This window comes from Streptomyces sp. NPDC030991 (genome assembly GCF_055571235.1).
The window spans coordinates 52548-66321 of sequence record NZ_JBVIFR010000019.1; the positions used below are offsets into that span (position 1 = coordinate 52548).

General features: G+C 73.2%; 13 protein-coding genes. 3 read left to right on the plus strand and 10 right to left on the minus strand.

The window, feature by feature from the left end:
* Positions 1 to 73: 73 nt before the first annotated feature.
* Entirely contained in the window at positions 74 to 1000 is a 927-nt protein-coding gene (locus ACZ45E_RS29855) for a Gfo/Idh/MocA family protein (protein ID WP_468226423.1), read from the minus strand.
* 191 nt (positions 1001 to 1191) lie between these two features.
* Here ACZ45E_RS29855 and ACZ45E_RS29860 point away from each other — a divergent pair, with 191 nt between their 5' ends.
* Together ACZ45E_RS29860 and ACZ45E_RS29865 are read left to right on the plus strand one after the other, a co-directional pair.
* Positions 1192 to 2661: an MFS transporter gene (locus tag ACZ45E_RS29860; RefSeq protein ID WP_468226426.1), complete on the plus strand. Its 1470-nt coding sequence runs from the start codon at positions 1192 to 1194 to the stop codon at positions 2659 to 2661.
* On the plus strand, positions 2661 to 3299 hold the full coding sequence (locus ACZ45E_RS29865) for a TetR/AcrR family transcriptional regulator (RefSeq protein WP_468226428.1): 639 nt from the start codon (positions 2661 to 2663) through the stop codon (positions 3297 to 3299). The genes ACZ45E_RS29860 and ACZ45E_RS29865 overlap by 1 nt, the downstream gene beginning before the upstream one ends.
* 175 nt (positions 3300 to 3474) lie before the next feature.
* Here the strand turns inward: ACZ45E_RS29865 and ACZ45E_RS29870 are convergent, their stop codons facing one another.
* The 9 genes from ACZ45E_RS29870 to ACZ45E_RS29910 all read right to left on the minus strand — a co-directional run bounded on the left by ACZ45E_RS29870 (position 3475) and on the right by ACZ45E_RS29910 (position 12909).
* Positions 3475 to 5346: a DUF2264 domain-containing protein gene (locus tag ACZ45E_RS29870; protein WP_468226431.1), complete on the minus strand. Its 1872-nt coding sequence runs from the start codon at positions 5344 to 5346 to the stop codon at positions 3475 to 3477.
* On the minus strand, positions 5343 to 6323 hold the full coding sequence (locus ACZ45E_RS29875; protein WP_468226623.1) for a hydroxyacid dehydrogenase: 981 nt from the start codon (positions 6321 to 6323) through the stop codon (positions 5343 to 5345). Before ACZ45E_RS29875 ends, ACZ45E_RS29870 begins: the two co-directional genes overlap by 4 nt.
* Positions 6324 to 6346: 23 nt before the next feature.
* Entirely contained in the window at positions 6347 to 7219 is an 873-nt protein-coding gene (locus ACZ45E_RS29880; RefSeq protein ID WP_468226432.1) for a carbohydrate ABC transporter permease, read from the minus strand.
* Positions 7216 to 8199: a carbohydrate ABC transporter permease gene (locus tag ACZ45E_RS29885; protein WP_468226435.1), complete on the minus strand. Its 984-nt coding sequence runs from the start codon at positions 8197 to 8199 to the stop codon at positions 7216 to 7218. Before ACZ45E_RS29885 ends, ACZ45E_RS29880 begins: the two co-directional genes overlap by 4 nt.
* Before the next feature lie 31 nt (positions 8200 to 8230).
* A complete protein-coding gene (locus ACZ45E_RS29890) occupies positions 8231 to 9583 on the minus strand; it encodes an ABC transporter substrate-binding protein (RefSeq protein ID WP_468226437.1) in 1353 nt (450 codons plus the stop codon).
* 103 nt (positions 9584 to 9686) lie between these two features.
* On the minus strand, positions 9687 to 10829 hold the full coding sequence (locus ACZ45E_RS29895; RefSeq protein ID WP_468226440.1) for a substrate-binding domain-containing protein: 1143 nt from the start codon (positions 10827 to 10829) through the stop codon (positions 9687 to 9689).
* Positions 10830 to 10915: 86 nt separating this feature from the next.
* Positions 10916 to 11272, minus strand: coding sequence for an arylamine N-acetyltransferase (locus ACZ45E_RS29900; RefSeq protein ID WP_468226443.1), 357 nt, complete (start codon positions 11270 to 11272; stop codon positions 10916 to 10918).
* The gene (locus ACZ45E_RS29905; RefSeq protein ID WP_468226625.1) at positions 11262 to 12491 is read right to left on the minus strand and encodes a cytochrome P450 family protein; all 1230 of its coding nucleotides are present in this window, start codon (positions 12489 to 12491) and stop codon (positions 11262 to 11264) included. The genes ACZ45E_RS29900 and ACZ45E_RS29905 overlap by 11 nt, the downstream gene beginning before the upstream one ends.
* A 160-nt stretch (positions 12492 to 12651) precedes the next feature.
* Entirely contained in the window at positions 12652 to 12909 is a 258-nt protein-coding gene (locus ACZ45E_RS29910; protein WP_468226446.1) for a hypothetical protein, read from the minus strand.
* 113 nt (positions 12910 to 13022) lie between these two features.
* Here ACZ45E_RS29910 and ACZ45E_RS29915 point away from each other — a divergent pair, with 113 nt between their 5' ends.
* Positions 13023 to 13766, plus strand: a complete 744-nt coding sequence (locus tag ACZ45E_RS29915) for an MgtC/SapB family protein (RefSeq protein WP_468226448.1) — start codon at positions 13023 to 13025, stop codon at positions 13764 to 13766.
* The last annotated feature ends 8 nt before the right edge of the window (positions 13767 to 13774 follow it).

The following is a 13774-nucleotide window of genomic DNA, read 5'->3' on the forward strand; positions in this document are numbered from 1 at the left end:
CGCGCTGCGAGCGCCCCGGACCGCGCCCGGGTGCGGATCTCGCCGCCCGGGCCGCGGCGCGGGCGCCCCTGGTTCACCGGCCGGGATCCGCTGCGGACCCCTCCGATGCCAGGGAACGCTCCGCCGCGGCGAGGATCTCGGTGAGCCGCAGGCCGAACCGCGCGTCGCACGGTGCCGCCACGCCCGTCCGCGCCGACTCCAGCAGGGTGTCCACGGCGATGCCGAAGGAATCCTGCGCCGCGCCGCCCGCCGGCATCGTGAACAGCCCCGCCTCGCCCCGGAGTTCGACCGTCGTGCCACCCGCACCCCGAGGCGCTGTCAGGCTCAGCGCCGCCGTGCTGGAGGCCCCCGACGAGTGCCGCAGCACGAGATGCACGGTGTCGCCCGCGCCGCGCCGGGCCGTCACCGCCTCCACGTCGCCGAGGACCGGCAGCAGGACCGACAGGGCGTGCGGGCCCACGTCCCACAGGGCGCCCCGCTCGGCACGCCACGGCGTCGAGGCCCGCACCGCGGCGTCGTCGCCGGGCGTGTACAGGGAGCCGTACCAGTCGGCGCGGCCCGTGAACCAACCGCCCGTGGACGCCTGTTCGGCGATCCAGGCCGCGGGGGCGGGCGCATAGCGCAGCGTGCAGAAGACGGCCGAGGCGACGCTCGCCGCGTCGGCGGCCTCCACCACGGCGCGGGCCGCGGCCGGCTCGGTGGCGACGGGCTTGTCGAGCAGCAGATGACAGCCGGCCGCCGCGGCCCGCGCCGCCAGCGGGGCCTGCACGTCCGGCGGCACGGCGAACGCCACCGCGTCGCACGCCGCGAACAGCGCGTCCACGTCGTCGTAGGCCGTCGTGCCGTGCTCGGCGGCGAGTTCCGCGGCGGCCTCCGGACGGCGCCCCCAGACGCCCGTGAAAGCGGTGCGCGGATGGGCGGCGATCGCGGGGGCGTGGGTCCGCCGGGCCCAGGGGCCCGTGCCGACAAGTCCGAAGCGGGGCGCGTCAGTCGAAGTCATGATCGGCAGTATCGCCCGGACCCGCCGGGAACCGAAGGGCCCGGGCCCCCGCGCGCGGCGCGGCCGGGCCCGCCGGGGCGCAGACAGCGGGGCACAGGATGGTGAATACTGATTCACCTCACGAGTGAATGCTGATTCACCCGGACTCCACGACGCCGGGCCCGCCGGCCGCGTCCCCGAGCAGGAGACCCATGCCCTCCGCCACCGCCCCGCTGCCCGCGGCGCCGCGCCTGCGCGAGCGCCTCACCGTGCCTGTACTGGCCTTCGGCGGCATCCTCATGGCGGTTATGCAGACCGTCGTCGTGCCACTCCTGCCCGACCTGCCCCGGCTCACCGGCGCGTCCCCCGCCGCCGTCTCCTGGACGGTCACCGCGACCCTGCTCGCCGGCGCCGTCCTCACCCCCGTCCTCGGGCGGGCCGGCGACATGTACGGAAAGCGGCGCGTCCTGCTGATCGCCCTCTCCCTGATGACCTGCGGCTCCGTGCTGTGCGCGGTCACCTCCGACATCCGGGTCCTGATCTCGGCCCGCGCTCTGCAAGGCGCCGCCGCGGCCGTCGTCCCGCTCTCCATCAGCATCCTGCGCGACGAACTCCCGCCGCACCGCACCGGTTCCGCCGTCGCCCTGATGAGCTCCACCGTCGGGATCGGCGCCGCCCTCGGACTGCCGCTGGCCGCGCTGATCGTGCAGTACGCCAACTGGCACGTGATGTTCTGGGCGACCAGCGCCCTCGGCGCGCTCGGCCTCGCGCTCGCCTGGTGGGCGGTGCGCGAATCACCCGTCAGATCACCGGGCCGCTTCGACGCGCTCGGCACCCTCGGTCTCGCCGCCAGCCTGAGCAGCCTGTTGCTCGGCGTCTCCCAGGGCGGTCAGTGGGGCTGGGGCAGCGCCCGGGTCGTCGGCCTGTTCGCGGCCGCCGTCGTGATCCTCGGCCTGTGGGCGTGGCAGCAACTGCGCACCGCACGACCACTGGTGGACCTGCGGCTCGCCGTCGGACGCCGGGTGGGCCTTCCACACGTCGCGGCGCTCTTCACCGGCTTCGCGTTCTACGCCAACTCCCTCGTCACCGCACAGCTCGTCCAGGCCCCCGTCGCCACCGGCTACGGGCTCGGTCTCTCCATCGTCGCGACCGGCCTGTGCATGCTGCCCAGCGGCGTCATCATGCTGCTGTTCTCCCCGGTCTCCGCCCGGGTCTCCGCCGCGCGCGGGCCCCGCGTCACGCTCGCCGTCGGCGGGGTCGTGCTCGCGCTCGGCTACGCGGTGCGCATCGCCGACAGCACCGACCTGTGGGTCATCCTCGTCGGCGCCGCCGTCGTCTCGACCGGCACCACCCTCGCCTACTCGGCACTGCCCACGCTGATCCTGCGCGCCGTCCCGTCCGGCGCGACCGCCTCCGCGAACGGCGTCAACGTCCTGATGCGCACCATCGGCCAGGCCGTCTCCAGCGCCGCCGTCGCCGCCGTCCTCGTCCACCACACGACCCGCGTGGACGGCGCCGAGGTGCCGACCCTCCCCGGCTACCAGCTCGCCTTCACCATGGCCGGTGCGGTCGCGCTCGTGGCCACCGCCGTCGCCCTGGCCGTCCCGTCCGACCGGGCGCGCGAGGACACGGACGCGGGCGTGGCCCCCCGGGCGGCCACGACGAAGGGAGCCCTGAGTTGATGACCACGGCGTACCCCCGGGAACGGGAACAGGAACAGGGACGGGGACGGCAGCGGGGGCCGGGCACGAGGCGCCGCGACGCCGAGGCGACCAAGGCCGCCATCGTGCGGGCCGCCCGGCATCTGCTCGCCCGGCACGCGCACGGTGACATCACCCTCAAGGCGGTCGCCGAGCGGGCCGGTGTCAGCCCGCCGCTCATCCTCAAGTACTTCGGGAACAAGGATGCCCTGTTCTCCGGCGTCATGAACTTCGAGGCCGACGTGGAGACCTTCCTCGACGCGCCCCTGGACGGCCTGGGCGCCCACCTGGTGCGCCACGTCCTGACCGGGCAGGCCGAGCGCGGCGCCGACCCGATCCTGCGCATCGTTTTCGCCCCGCTCCAGGGCGAGCAGGGCGAGATCCTCCGGGCGAACTTCCGCGCCCAGGTCAGCGGTGCCCTCGCAGGCCGCCTCACCGGCGAGGACGCGGGCCTGCGCGCCGAACTGGCCGTCTCGATGCTGCTCGGCCTGGGCGTCATGTACGGCATCGCCCGCGGCCCGCAGGTACGGGCCGCGCCCATCGAGGAACTGGTGCGGCGCTACGCCCCGGCCGTACAAGCACAGCTGGCCCCGCCAGAAGCACGGGCCCCCATCACCTAGCGACGCCGCCGTGGCCGCGCCCCCGTCAGGATCACGGGACCCCATCGCCTAGCGACTCCGCCGCGGCCGCGCCCCCGCCAGGGGCGCGGGGACGCACCGAGTAGGGGCCGCGCTCCCGACACGCCCCCGCCTCAACCCCGCCAGGGGCGCGGGGAACTGCGCGACCAGCCCCCACTCACCCGCACTGGACGCGCAGCGGCTCGAACCCCACGACGGTCTCGAACCCATCGGCCCAGCACACCGTCAACTCCCCGCCAAAGAACCTCGTTCTGGTCACCGCCTCCGCAAGCGGCACCTCGGACTCCCCGCCAAGACAGGCCAGCGCCACAAACACCCCGCTCCCCTCGACACCGGCCGTGAGCCTGGGCACCCGCACCCACCCCTCATAGGCCGTCCCCTCGGGCGCCCGCACCGAGTCCTGCTCACCCCACCCGTGCACCCCCACCAGCTCCGAGCGGAGCGCCTCCGTGGCCCACCCCGTCAGCGTCACCCGGGCGCCGCGCGGGGCGCCGACGACCCGGTGGACCCGCAGCTCGTGGCGGCCCCGCGCCACCGTCACGCTCTCCACGCGCAGCCCGGGCACCATCGGCGGCCCGGCCGCGAACACCGGCCGGTGCCAGGAGGCGGCCCAGCCCCATCCGTCGCCCTGGCCCGCACCCAGCGGATGGATCCGGCGCCGGACACTCCCGGCGCCGCCGACCTCGACCGACAGGTGGTTGTCCGCGATGTTGGCCCGGGACGTGGGGCCGGTGTGCGTGGAGTACGCCTGACGGCCGTAGAGCGCGTCGTCCTGTGCCGCGAACTCGCCCTCGTGCGGCCGGACATGGTCGCTGCCGTGGTTGTGCAGCCGTACGATCCCGTCGGCCCGGGTCGACTGCACGAGCAGCCCCGGCGCCGGCAGCGCGAGCACCCGGTCGGGGCCCTCGCTCGGGGCCGCCTCCTCCGTCGCGGTCCACAGCGGATCGTCCTGCGGCGCGAGCAGCGCCACGAAACCCTTCGACGCCCAGTACGGGGACGCGGGCCCGGAGTACGGCTGGAGCGTGGCGGTGTGCGGGCCGTGCCAGCCCAGGCTCAGCAGACCGTCGTCCGTCACGCCGCCCCGGTCCAGGAAGTAACGCAGGTTGCCGCTGATCAGACGGCGCGACGTGCCGGGCGTCAGCGGGGTGTGCCCGGTGACCGCTCCGGCGCCGACCGCCGCCGAGGCCGCGAACCGGTACGTGAGCGAGCGCCCGAAGTGGACCGGCGCCCCGTCCCCGCCGAAGAGCAGGGAGAAGCCTTCGAGGTGTTCGCGCAGCCGGGGGCCGAAGCGGGCCGACAGCTCGGCGTCGCCCGTCAGGTGGGCGTGCAGCATCGGGTACAGGTGCAGCGCCCAGCCGTTGTAGTGGTCGAAGGCCCGCCCGTCGCCGTCCGCGTACCAGCCGTCGCCGCGGTACCACGTCTCCATCAGACCGAGTGCCCGCTCCATGGCCCGCGCCGTCGCCGCGTCACCGCGGCCCGCGGACTCCAGGAACGACGCCACCATGAAGGGGAAGAGGTACCAGTTGTTGGGGGCGGGCGTGTGGTCGACCGCGCCGCGCAGCCACGCCTCCGTCCGGTCCTGTACGTCGCTGTCGAGCCGGTCCCACAGCCACGGCCGCGTCAGCATCAGGCCGAGCGCCACCGACGCGGACTCGACCATCGGCTGGCCCTGCACATGGTGGTCGAGGATCAGCGGCCACGACTCGGCGTCGTCCGCGCCGGGTGTCCGGGTGCCCGCGGCGAGGCCGCTCGCGTACCGCTCCAGCCAGCCGTGCGGGTCCTTGCCGTCGGCGCCCGCGACCCGGAACCCGGCCGCCAGGAACGTACGGGCGAACCCTTCGAGGCCGTCCGAGCGGACCCCTGACGCGGAGGGGCGGCCCGGCAGGTCGAGCAGCGCGCCCCGCGGAGTGGCCCAGCGCCAGGCGGCGCCCAGCAGCCCGTCGGCGACGGCCTCCCAGTGGGCGCGGGTGTAGCCGGTGTACGGGCTCAACGCCCGGTCCTCCGCGGGAAGTTCGAAGGGGATGCTCATGCCAGGAACGCCAGCCTTTCGCGTCGTACGGGGTGGGCGAAACCGTCGCCCGCGGCCCACCGGGCCACCTCGCCGACGGCCGTGTCGGCGAGCCGCTCCCACTCGCTGCCCTGGGAACCGGCGAGATGCGGGGTGATCAGAGCGTTCGGGCAGTCCCACAACGGGTGGTCGGCGGGGAGCACTTCGGGGTCGGTGACGTCGAGCACCGCCCGGATGCGGCCCGCGCGCACCACGTCGGTGAGCGCCTCCTGGTCGACGACGGCGCCGCGCGAGGTGTTGATCAGCGTGGCGCCCGGCCGCATCGAGGCGAGCAGGCCACGGCTGACCAGCCCGCGGGTGGCCGGCAGCAGGGGTGTGTGGACGCTCAACAGGTCGCTGCGCGTGAACAGTTCGGGCAGTTCCACCCACTCCACGCCCAGCGCCGCGGCTTCCGCCGGGGAGACGTACGGGTCGTGCAGGAGGACCTCGAAGTCGAAGGGCCGCAGCAGTTCGATGACGCGGCGGCCGATCAGCGAGGCCGACAACAGGCCCACGGTGCGGCGGTAGTTGCCCACCTCGTGCGAGGTGAGCAGCCACTCGCCGCGGGCGCGGTCCCGCCGGAAGTCGCGGGCCCGCTCCAGGACGTGCTTGCCGTGCAGCAGGAGCATCGCGAGGGTGTACTCGGCGACCGGCAGCGCGTTGGCGGCGGCGGCCGAGGTGACCTCGATGCCCCGCTCCCAGCAGGCGTCGGTGACGTGCCCGCGCACCGAACCGGCCGCGTGCACCACCGCCTTGATGCGCGGCGCCGCCGCGAGGACCTCAGCGTCGAGCCGCGGGCACCCCCATCCGGTGACAAGGACCTCGACGCCGGCGAGTACCTGCCGCGCCCGCGCGCTCGTCAGGTCGTCGAGGACGGGCAGCGGCGCCAGGTCGCAGACCTTGGTGAGCGCGGCCATGGACCGTGGCGTGAAGACGGCCGCCGCGGCCTGGGGGGACATGGCGAGCGCCACGCGGGGTCGGCTCACTTGACCGCCCCCGCCGTCAGGCCGGAGCGCCAGAACCGCTGGAGGAGGATGAACGCGAGGACAAGGGGGAGCACCGCCAGGAGCGAGCCCATGATCACCACCGGGTAGTACTCGGGAGAGACGGTCGCCTGACTGTTCCACTGGAACAGACCGAGGCTGACGGGGTACAGGTCCTGGTCGGAGAGCATCACCATCGGCAGGAAGAAGTTGTTCCAGATCGTGGTGAGCTGGAAGAGGAAGACGGTGACCAGGCCCGGGCCGAGCATCCGCAGGGCGACCCGGACGTACGTCGTCAGCTCGCCCGCGCCGTCGACCCGTGCCGCCTCCAGGACCTCGTCGGGCACATAGCCCTGGGCGAAGATGCGGCCCAGGTACACGCCGAACGGGTTGAACAGGACCGGGACGAACACCGACCAGAAGGTGTTCACGACGCCGGTCTCGGAGGCGATCAGGTACAGCGGCAGCGCGAGCACGGTCTGCGGCACCATGACCGCCGCCAGGACCAGGCCGAACAGCTTCTCCTTGTGGCGGAAGTGGTACTTGTCGAAGGCGTAGCCGCACGCGACGCTGACCATCGACCCGATCGCCGCGCCGAGCACCGCGTACAGCAGGCTGTTGCCGTACCAGCGGCTGTAGAGGCCGCCGTCCATGGCGAACAGGTCCTTGACGTTCTGGACGAAGGAGAAGTCGCTGAACGACAGGATGCTGCTGCTGAACAGGGCGTCGCGGGACTTCGACGCCGCGAGGACCAGCCACAGCGCGGGCAGCATCGTGTAGAGGACGGAGATCGCGACGACGACGTTGACGGTCGCCCGGCCCAGCAGGCGGGGGCGGAGCAGGGTGGACCTGCTCAGCTCGGCGGTGGTCATCGGGCGCTCTCCTCGGCCGAGTTGACGCGATTGGTCCAGCGGGTGACGCCGAAGGAGACGGCGATCGTGATGAGCAGCAGGATCACCGAGGCCGCGGCCGCGAGCGAGTAGTTGTTACGGCTGAAGGCCGCGTCGTAGATGTACATGCTCGGCGAGAAGCGGGCGCCGATCATCTGCGAGCCCTGGTGGAGCAGTGCCGGTTCCGTGAACAGTTGCAGGGCCCAGATCAGGGTGAACATGGCGACCATGACGATGGAGGAGCGCACGAGCGGCGCCTTCACCTGGAGCGCGGTGCGCACCGGGCCCGCGCCGTCGACCACCGACGCCTCGAGCACCTCGCGGGGGACCGCCTGCAGGGCCGCGTAGAAGATGACCATGTTGTAGCCGAGGTTGCTCCACAGCGCGATGTTCACGATCGACGGCACCGCGGTGTGCAGACCGAGGAAGTCGACCGTGATGTCGGCCTTGCCCAGCACCTCGATGATCGGGCTGATGCCGGGGGTGTAGAGGTACAGCCAGATCAGCGCGGCGATGATGCCGGGCACCGCGTGCGGCAGGAACAGCCCCAGCTGGGCCCAGGAGCGCAGCCGTACGACGCCGGAGTCGAGCAGCAGCGCCAGCGTCAGCGAGCCGACCGTCATCAGCGGGATGTAGATGACGCAGTACAGCGCCACCGTGCCGAGCCCGGACAGGAACGAGGGGTCCGTCAGCACGGAGGTGTACGAGCGCAGGCCGACGAAGACCGTACGCTCCGGGCCGAAGCCGAGGCCCGGCTGGTCGTCGCTGAAGAAGCTCAGCCACACCGCCGTGCCCACCGGGAGCAGGAAGACGAGCGTGAGGAGGAGGAAGAACGGGGCCATCAGGACGCCCGCGGCGCCCCCGCGGCGCCGCTTGGCCGCACGCTGCGCCTTGCGCCCGAAGACGCCGGCCGCCCGAGGGGGCGCGGACGCCGCCGCGGGGGCATGGGTTGTCGCGGTCATCGAAGTCACCTGCCTTGTCCGGTGCGGGCGTTCACGTGGTGTGCTGGGTGGTGGTGAGACCGAGCGCCCGCAGGTCGGGCATCGTGCCGTCCTGCGCGGCGCGCATCGACGACTCGAGCGTGCCGGAGCCGGCCGCCGCGCGGGCGAAGGCGTCCTGCATCACCTGGCCGGTCGCCGTCATACGAGGGCCCCACGTCCAGTTGTCCCCGATCTTGTGGGCCTCCTGCTCGAACAGCGTGTAGATGTCCTGGCCGCCGTAGTACGCCCGGTCGAAAGCGGCGCGTCCCACCCCGATCAGCTCGGTCACGGCCGGGTACTGGCTGCTCGCGCCACTGGAGAGCCGGGCCTTGAGGGCGTCGGGGTGCGAGACCTGCCACTCGATGAACTCCATGGCGGCCTCGGGGTGCCTGCTGTCCTTGGTGACGGTGAACGTCGAGCCGCCGTTGGTGCCGAGCCGGGGCTTCGCCGGGTCCCACTGGGGCTGCGGGGCGATGCGCCACTTGCCCTTCCCCTCGGGGTGAGCGTTCATCTGCGCGCCCGCCTCCCACGCGCCGCTGTGCCGGGTGAGGATCAGACCGTTGGCGTTCTGGGCGTCGTTGGCGCGGCTGTTGGGGGAGTTGACGTAGACGAGGTCCTCGTCGATGAGCCGCTGCCAGTACCTGGCCACGCGGCGGGTGGCGGCGTCGGCCAGCGAGACGTTCCACGCGCCCTTCGACGTGTCGAACCACTGGGCGCCCGCCGCCCAGGCCCAGCCCGAGAACTGGCCCATGTCCGTGGCGAAGATGGTGACCTTGCGGTCGCCACCGGTGCGCCGGACGGCGCGGGCCAGGTCCGCGTACTCGTCCCAGGTGGTCGGAAGGTCCAGGCCGTACTTGTCGAAGAGGTCCTCGCGATAGTGCAGCACCATCGGTTCGACGTCGAGCGGCACGCTGTAGGTGCGGTTCTCGAACGTGGTCAGGGCGAGGGCCTGCGGCAGCAGCTTCGCCCGGAGCCTGTCGCTGATCATGTCCGTCATGTCGCGGGCCACGCCGTCTATGGCGTACCCGGGCACCTGGGGGTACTCGATCGTGGCGACGTCCGGGGCGTTGCCCGCCCGGGCCGCGTTGCTGAGCTTCAGATATCCGCCGGCCGGCCCGGAGGGGATCTGCTCGAAATCGACCTGGATGCGATCGTGCGTCCTGTTGAACGCGTCCACGACCTCCTGGCTGCCGCGCAGAGCGGACCAGAATGTGATGGTGGTGGTGCCTCTGGTGCTCTTGGTACCGGACTTGCTGCTGCTCCCGGATGACGCGCTGTCGTTTCCGCCGCAGGCGCTCAGGGCGCCCGTCAGTGGCAGCGCGGTGATCGCGGCGAGCACGGATCGACGGCTCTGTCGACCAGGCATGGGCGCCTCCCGCGGCTCCTGCGTGTTCGAGTCACGGGAATACTGATCGGCTGAGCGGACCTGGTCAATAGATCGATCAGAAGAGAATTAAACGGTCAAACGATCATTCGTGAGCGGAGGTCGGCCCGGAGGCGCCCGGGGCCCGGGTCGAGCCGCGGACCTTCAGCTCGGGCAACAGCTCCATCCGGCGCACCGGCCCCGGGGAGCCGCCGGACGCCCGGTCGGCGAGCCGGCGCAGCAGCAACTCCGCGGCGGCCCGGCCGACATCCGCCTTCGGCGGCGACACGGCCGTCAGCGGCGTGCTGCCGAGCGCCGCGACCACGTCGTCGTAGGCGATCGCCGAGCAGTCCTCCGGGACCCGTACCCCGCTGTCGCGCAGCGACTGCACCAGCATCAGCGCGTCCACGTCGCCATGGAGCACGGCGGCCGTCGCCCCCGACTCCCTGAGCAGAGCCGGGAGTTCGATCGCCCGCTGGGCGCTCTCCGCCACGGGATCGGGGGCGGCGCCCGGCGAGCTGAGAGCGACCTCCCACGCGTCGACGTCCGGGTGGGCCGCCGCTATGTCGGCGAAGGCCGCCCGGATGGCGCGCGCCGTCGGACTGTCGTCGCGCGCGGCGAGCACGATACGCCGGTGCCCCAGGTCCGTGAGGTGCTCGACGGCGAGATGGATGCCGTACCAGTGGTCGGTGCAGACGGTGTCGAGGGCGTGCAGCGCGCTGCCGCGCCGCGGCCTGCGCTCCATCACGACGGCGGGCACCTCCAGCCGTGCCAGCCAGGCGTAGTCCGCCTCCTCCGTGGCGCTGCTGCGCCAGCGCGGCGCGATCAGCAGCCCCCGCGCGCCCTCCGCCAACGCCCGCTCCACGATGGGCTGTTCGGCGCCCGGTGCGGTCGGCGCGATGTGCAGCGCGATGCGGATGCCGGCCTCCTCGAAGGCCGTGCGGGCGCCGTGCAGCGTCTCGTACAAGTAGGCGTGCCGCTCGGGTACGACGACGGCGACCGGGCCGCCGTCGGCCGGGGGCGGCGCGGGCGTCACGGGCCCCTCGGCCCGCTCGGCCTCCGGCAGCACCGGACGGGCCACCCCGTGACCACGGCGCAGCTTGCCCTCGCGGGCCAGCTCCTCCACGTCGCGGCGCAGGGTCACCACCGACACCGCGAGCTCCACGGCGAGATCACTGACCCGGGTCGCGCCGCGCGACTGCACGACAGCGAGGATCCGCTGCCGCCTGAGATCGACCGGTTCGCGCATGCTGAGGGCCCCCTCACGACTGCTGTTCGTTTGAGCGCTTCGCTGAACGCTTCGGCCGCAGCATAACCAGCGGGCGGGGGACGGGGTCAGTCCTCGGCGGGGTCCGGTTCCGCGGGGAGGCGGTCCAGGCCGAGACCGACGTACTGGTCGTAGGCGCAGAGGGCCGCCGCGTCCGACGGCAGTTCGGTATGCGTGCGCTCCGCGCCGGCCGTCGTCGTGAGCGTATGACCGCTGCATGTGATCCGGCCGCCCTCGGTCAGCGGCGAACAGACCAGGGGCCGGGTGAAGTGGGAGGCGGGGGAGGCGCGGTGGTACCAGGCGCCCTCGAAGTCCCGCGGCGCCCCGGCGGTCGGCGCGGCCGGGCGCGCGGCGCCGATGCGGGCCGGGCAGGCGTCGGCGCGGGCGCGGCTCAGGTCATCCGGGCGGCCGGTGTCACCGCTCACGTGCTTCGGGGCCCGGCCGGACCGGCAGCCGCCGGACGCTGTTGCCGACGAAACCGGCGTGCGCGGGAAGCTCCTCGTCCGGCACGGCGAGATCGAGGTCGGGGAACCGGGTGAACAGCCGCTCCAGGGCGACGGTCGCCTCCAGCCGGGCCAGCGGCGCCCCCAGGCAGTAGTGGGCGCCGTGCCCGAGCGAGAGGTGCCGGCTGCCCGCCTTGCGGGTGAGGTCGAAGCGGTCCGCGTCCGGGCCGTGGGCCGCCGGGTCACGGCCCGCGCCCGAGTATCCGGCGAGCACGGGCGTGCCCCGGGGGATCACCGTCCCGTCGATGGTGAGGTCCCGGGTCGGGTAGCGGAACGGGAAGTAGCTGACGGGGCTGTCCCAGCGCAGCGTCTCCTCCACGACGTCCGGCCACGACGCGCTCCCGGCACGCACCAGGCCGAGTTGGTCGCGGTGCCCGCACAGCGCCCGTACCGCGTTCGTGATCAGGTTCAGCGTCGTCTCGTGCCCGGCGACGACGAAGAGGATGAGCGTGCCGATCAGCTCCTCCTGGCTCAGCCGGTCACCGCCCTCCTCGCGCGCCGCTATGAGCGCGCTGGTGAGATCGTCCCCCGGGTCCGCCGCCCGGGCCGCGACCACCTGCGCGAGCACCGCGACCATCTCCCTGTTGGCGTCGATGGCCTCCTGCGGTGTGGTGCCCGTGGAGACGACCTGGCTCGACAGGTGATGCAGACGGTCTCTGAACTCCTCGTCCACGCCGAAGAGTTCACAGATGACGCGCATCGGCAGCGGTAGCGCGAACCGGGCCCGCAGCTCCACCACCTCCTCCGCGGCCGCCTGCCGGGCGACCCCGTCGAGCAGGTCGTCGACGAGCCGCTCGACGCGCGGCCGCAGCTCCTCCACCCGCCGCGTCGTGAACGCGCGGCTCACCAGAGACCGCAGTCGCCGGTGGTCGTCGCCGTCGGCCGTCGTCATGCCGCGCACCGTCGCGAACGTGCGCAGCGGCCAGCCCGGCGGTATCCGCCCCTCGGTCAGCGCTGTGAAATGCCGGGCGTCCTTGGCGACATCGGGGTGCGCGAGGAACTCCTTGAGCGCGTCGTGGCCGAGGACGAGCATCCCGGGCACGTCACCGGGGAGCACGACCGGGGCGAGCGCACCACGCTCCCTGAGCCGTGCGTTCCGCGCGTGCGGGCAGCCGCCCGAGGGGTCGATAAGGTGCGCCACGGAGGCATCGGCGGGGAGCGCGGCGGGTTCGAGGGCGTCGGCGTCCGTGGCATCGAAGGAGGCGGTCAACTGGGTCTCCTGACAGATCGGGTGACGAACACGGGGGAGTGCCCGGCCCGGCGCGACCCGTCGACTCCCCCTATGCGACGGCCTTCGGATCCTACGGCGCCTGCGCCCCGGGGCCCAGGTCGTAGATCCGCTCCAGCAGCCGCGCCTCGTTGCCCGCGAGGCCCGCCCGGCGCAGCGCCTCGTCGGCCTCCGCGATGGGCGCGGCGAGGACGGTCGCGGTCGCGGGTGGCTCGGTGCCGGAGAGCGCGGCGCGTGCCGTGTGCAGCAGCCGCAGACACGCCTGCGCCGCCGCCAGCTCGGGGTTCTTCGGCTGCCTGCTCTGCTGGTCGCTGTTCCTGATCCCGTTCATGTTCCCACTCTTGCGCACGGGTCTGACAATCCCTCTCCAATGGGGCAGCGCTAGCCTCGTGGAGACCCCGGTCCGCCCGGCGGGGCCGAGAACGTGTCAGGAGGGATCCGCTTTTGTCGTCGCTCGCCTTTCCCCTGTTCGATCCGGCGGCGGGTCAAGGAGTGCGGCAGCTGGCCGAGTTGGGGCTCGCGCTGGTCCTGTCCACCCTGATCGGCGCGGAGCGCGCCGTGCAGCAGAAGAGCGCGGGGCTGCGCACGCACACGCTCGTCGGCGTCGGCAGCGCCCTGTTCATGGAGGTGTCGCAGCACGGTTTCAACTCCGTGCTCGGCCTGGACGGCGTGTCGCTCGACCCGTCCCGGGTCGCCGCGCAGGTCGTCTCCGGTATCGGGTTCATCGGCGGCGGGCTCATCTTCGTACGAAGGGACGCCGTCCGGGGCCTCACCACGGCCGCGACGATCTGGCTGACCTGCGCCATAGGGATGGCCTGCGGTGGCGGACTGCCCCTGCTCGCGTTCGCCGCGACGGCCTGTCACTTCCTCGTCGTACGGGGATACCCCTGGCTGACCCGGCGCGTCCCGGCCCTGGCCACCGAGCGGCGCACGGGCCTGCACCTCGCCTACCGGGTCGGCAGCAGCGTCCTGACCCGGGTCCTGGAGGAGTGCACGAGCCGGGGCTTTCGCGTCGTGGAGCTGCGCACCGACCGCACCGAATGGGAGCAGGGCGCCGACCGCCCCGGCACCATGGCCGTCCGCATGGAGATCGAGGGCCCCGCCGGCGTCCCCGAACTGGTCGCGGTGCTGGCCGAGCTCGACGGCGTCCTCGACGTGGCGTCCATGGAGTCGGCGTCGGACGAGTAGCGCCGGGA

What these genes read in the sequence shown, in the direction of transcription:
- ACZ45E_RS29855 (WP_468226423.1), bottom strand. Translation starts at nt 1,000, where the DNA reads ATGACTTCGACTGACGCGCCCCGCTTCGGACTTGTCGGCACGGGCCCC.
- ACZ45E_RS29860 (WP_468226426.1), top strand. Translation starts at nt 1,192, where the DNA reads ATGCCCTCCGCCACCGCCCCGCTGCCCGCGGCGCCGCGCCTGCGCGAG.
- ACZ45E_RS29865 (WP_468226428.1), top strand. Translation starts at nt 2,661, where the DNA reads ATGACCACGGCGTACCCCCGGGAACGGGAACAGGAACAGGGACGGGGA.
- ACZ45E_RS29870 (WP_468226431.1), bottom strand. Translation starts at nt 5,346, where the DNA reads ATGAGCATCCCCTTCGAACTTCCCGCGGAGGACCGGGCGTTGAGCCCG.
- ACZ45E_RS29875 (WP_468226623.1), bottom strand. Translation starts at nt 6,323, where the DNA reads ATGTCCCCCCAGGCCGCGGCGGCCGTCTTCACGCCACGGTCCATGGCC.
- ACZ45E_RS29880 (WP_468226432.1), bottom strand. Translation starts at nt 7,219, where the DNA reads ATGACCACCGCCGAGCTGAGCAGGTCCACCCTGCTCCGCCCCCGCCTG.
- ACZ45E_RS29885 (WP_468226435.1), bottom strand. Translation starts at nt 8,199, where the DNA reads ATGACCGCGACAACCCATGCCCCCGCGGCGGCGTCCGCGCCCCCTCGG.
- ACZ45E_RS29890 (WP_468226437.1), bottom strand. Translation starts at nt 9,583, where the DNA reads ATGCCTGGTCGACAGAGCCGTCGATCCGTGCTCGCCGCGATCACCGCG.
- ACZ45E_RS29895 (WP_468226440.1), bottom strand. Translation starts at nt 10,829, where the DNA reads ATGCGCGAACCGGTCGATCTCAGGCGGCAGCGGATCCTCGCTGTCGTG.
- ACZ45E_RS29910 (WP_468226446.1), bottom strand. Translation starts at nt 12,909, where the DNA reads ATGAACGGGATCAGGAACAGCGACCAGCAGAGCAGGCAGCCGAAGAAC.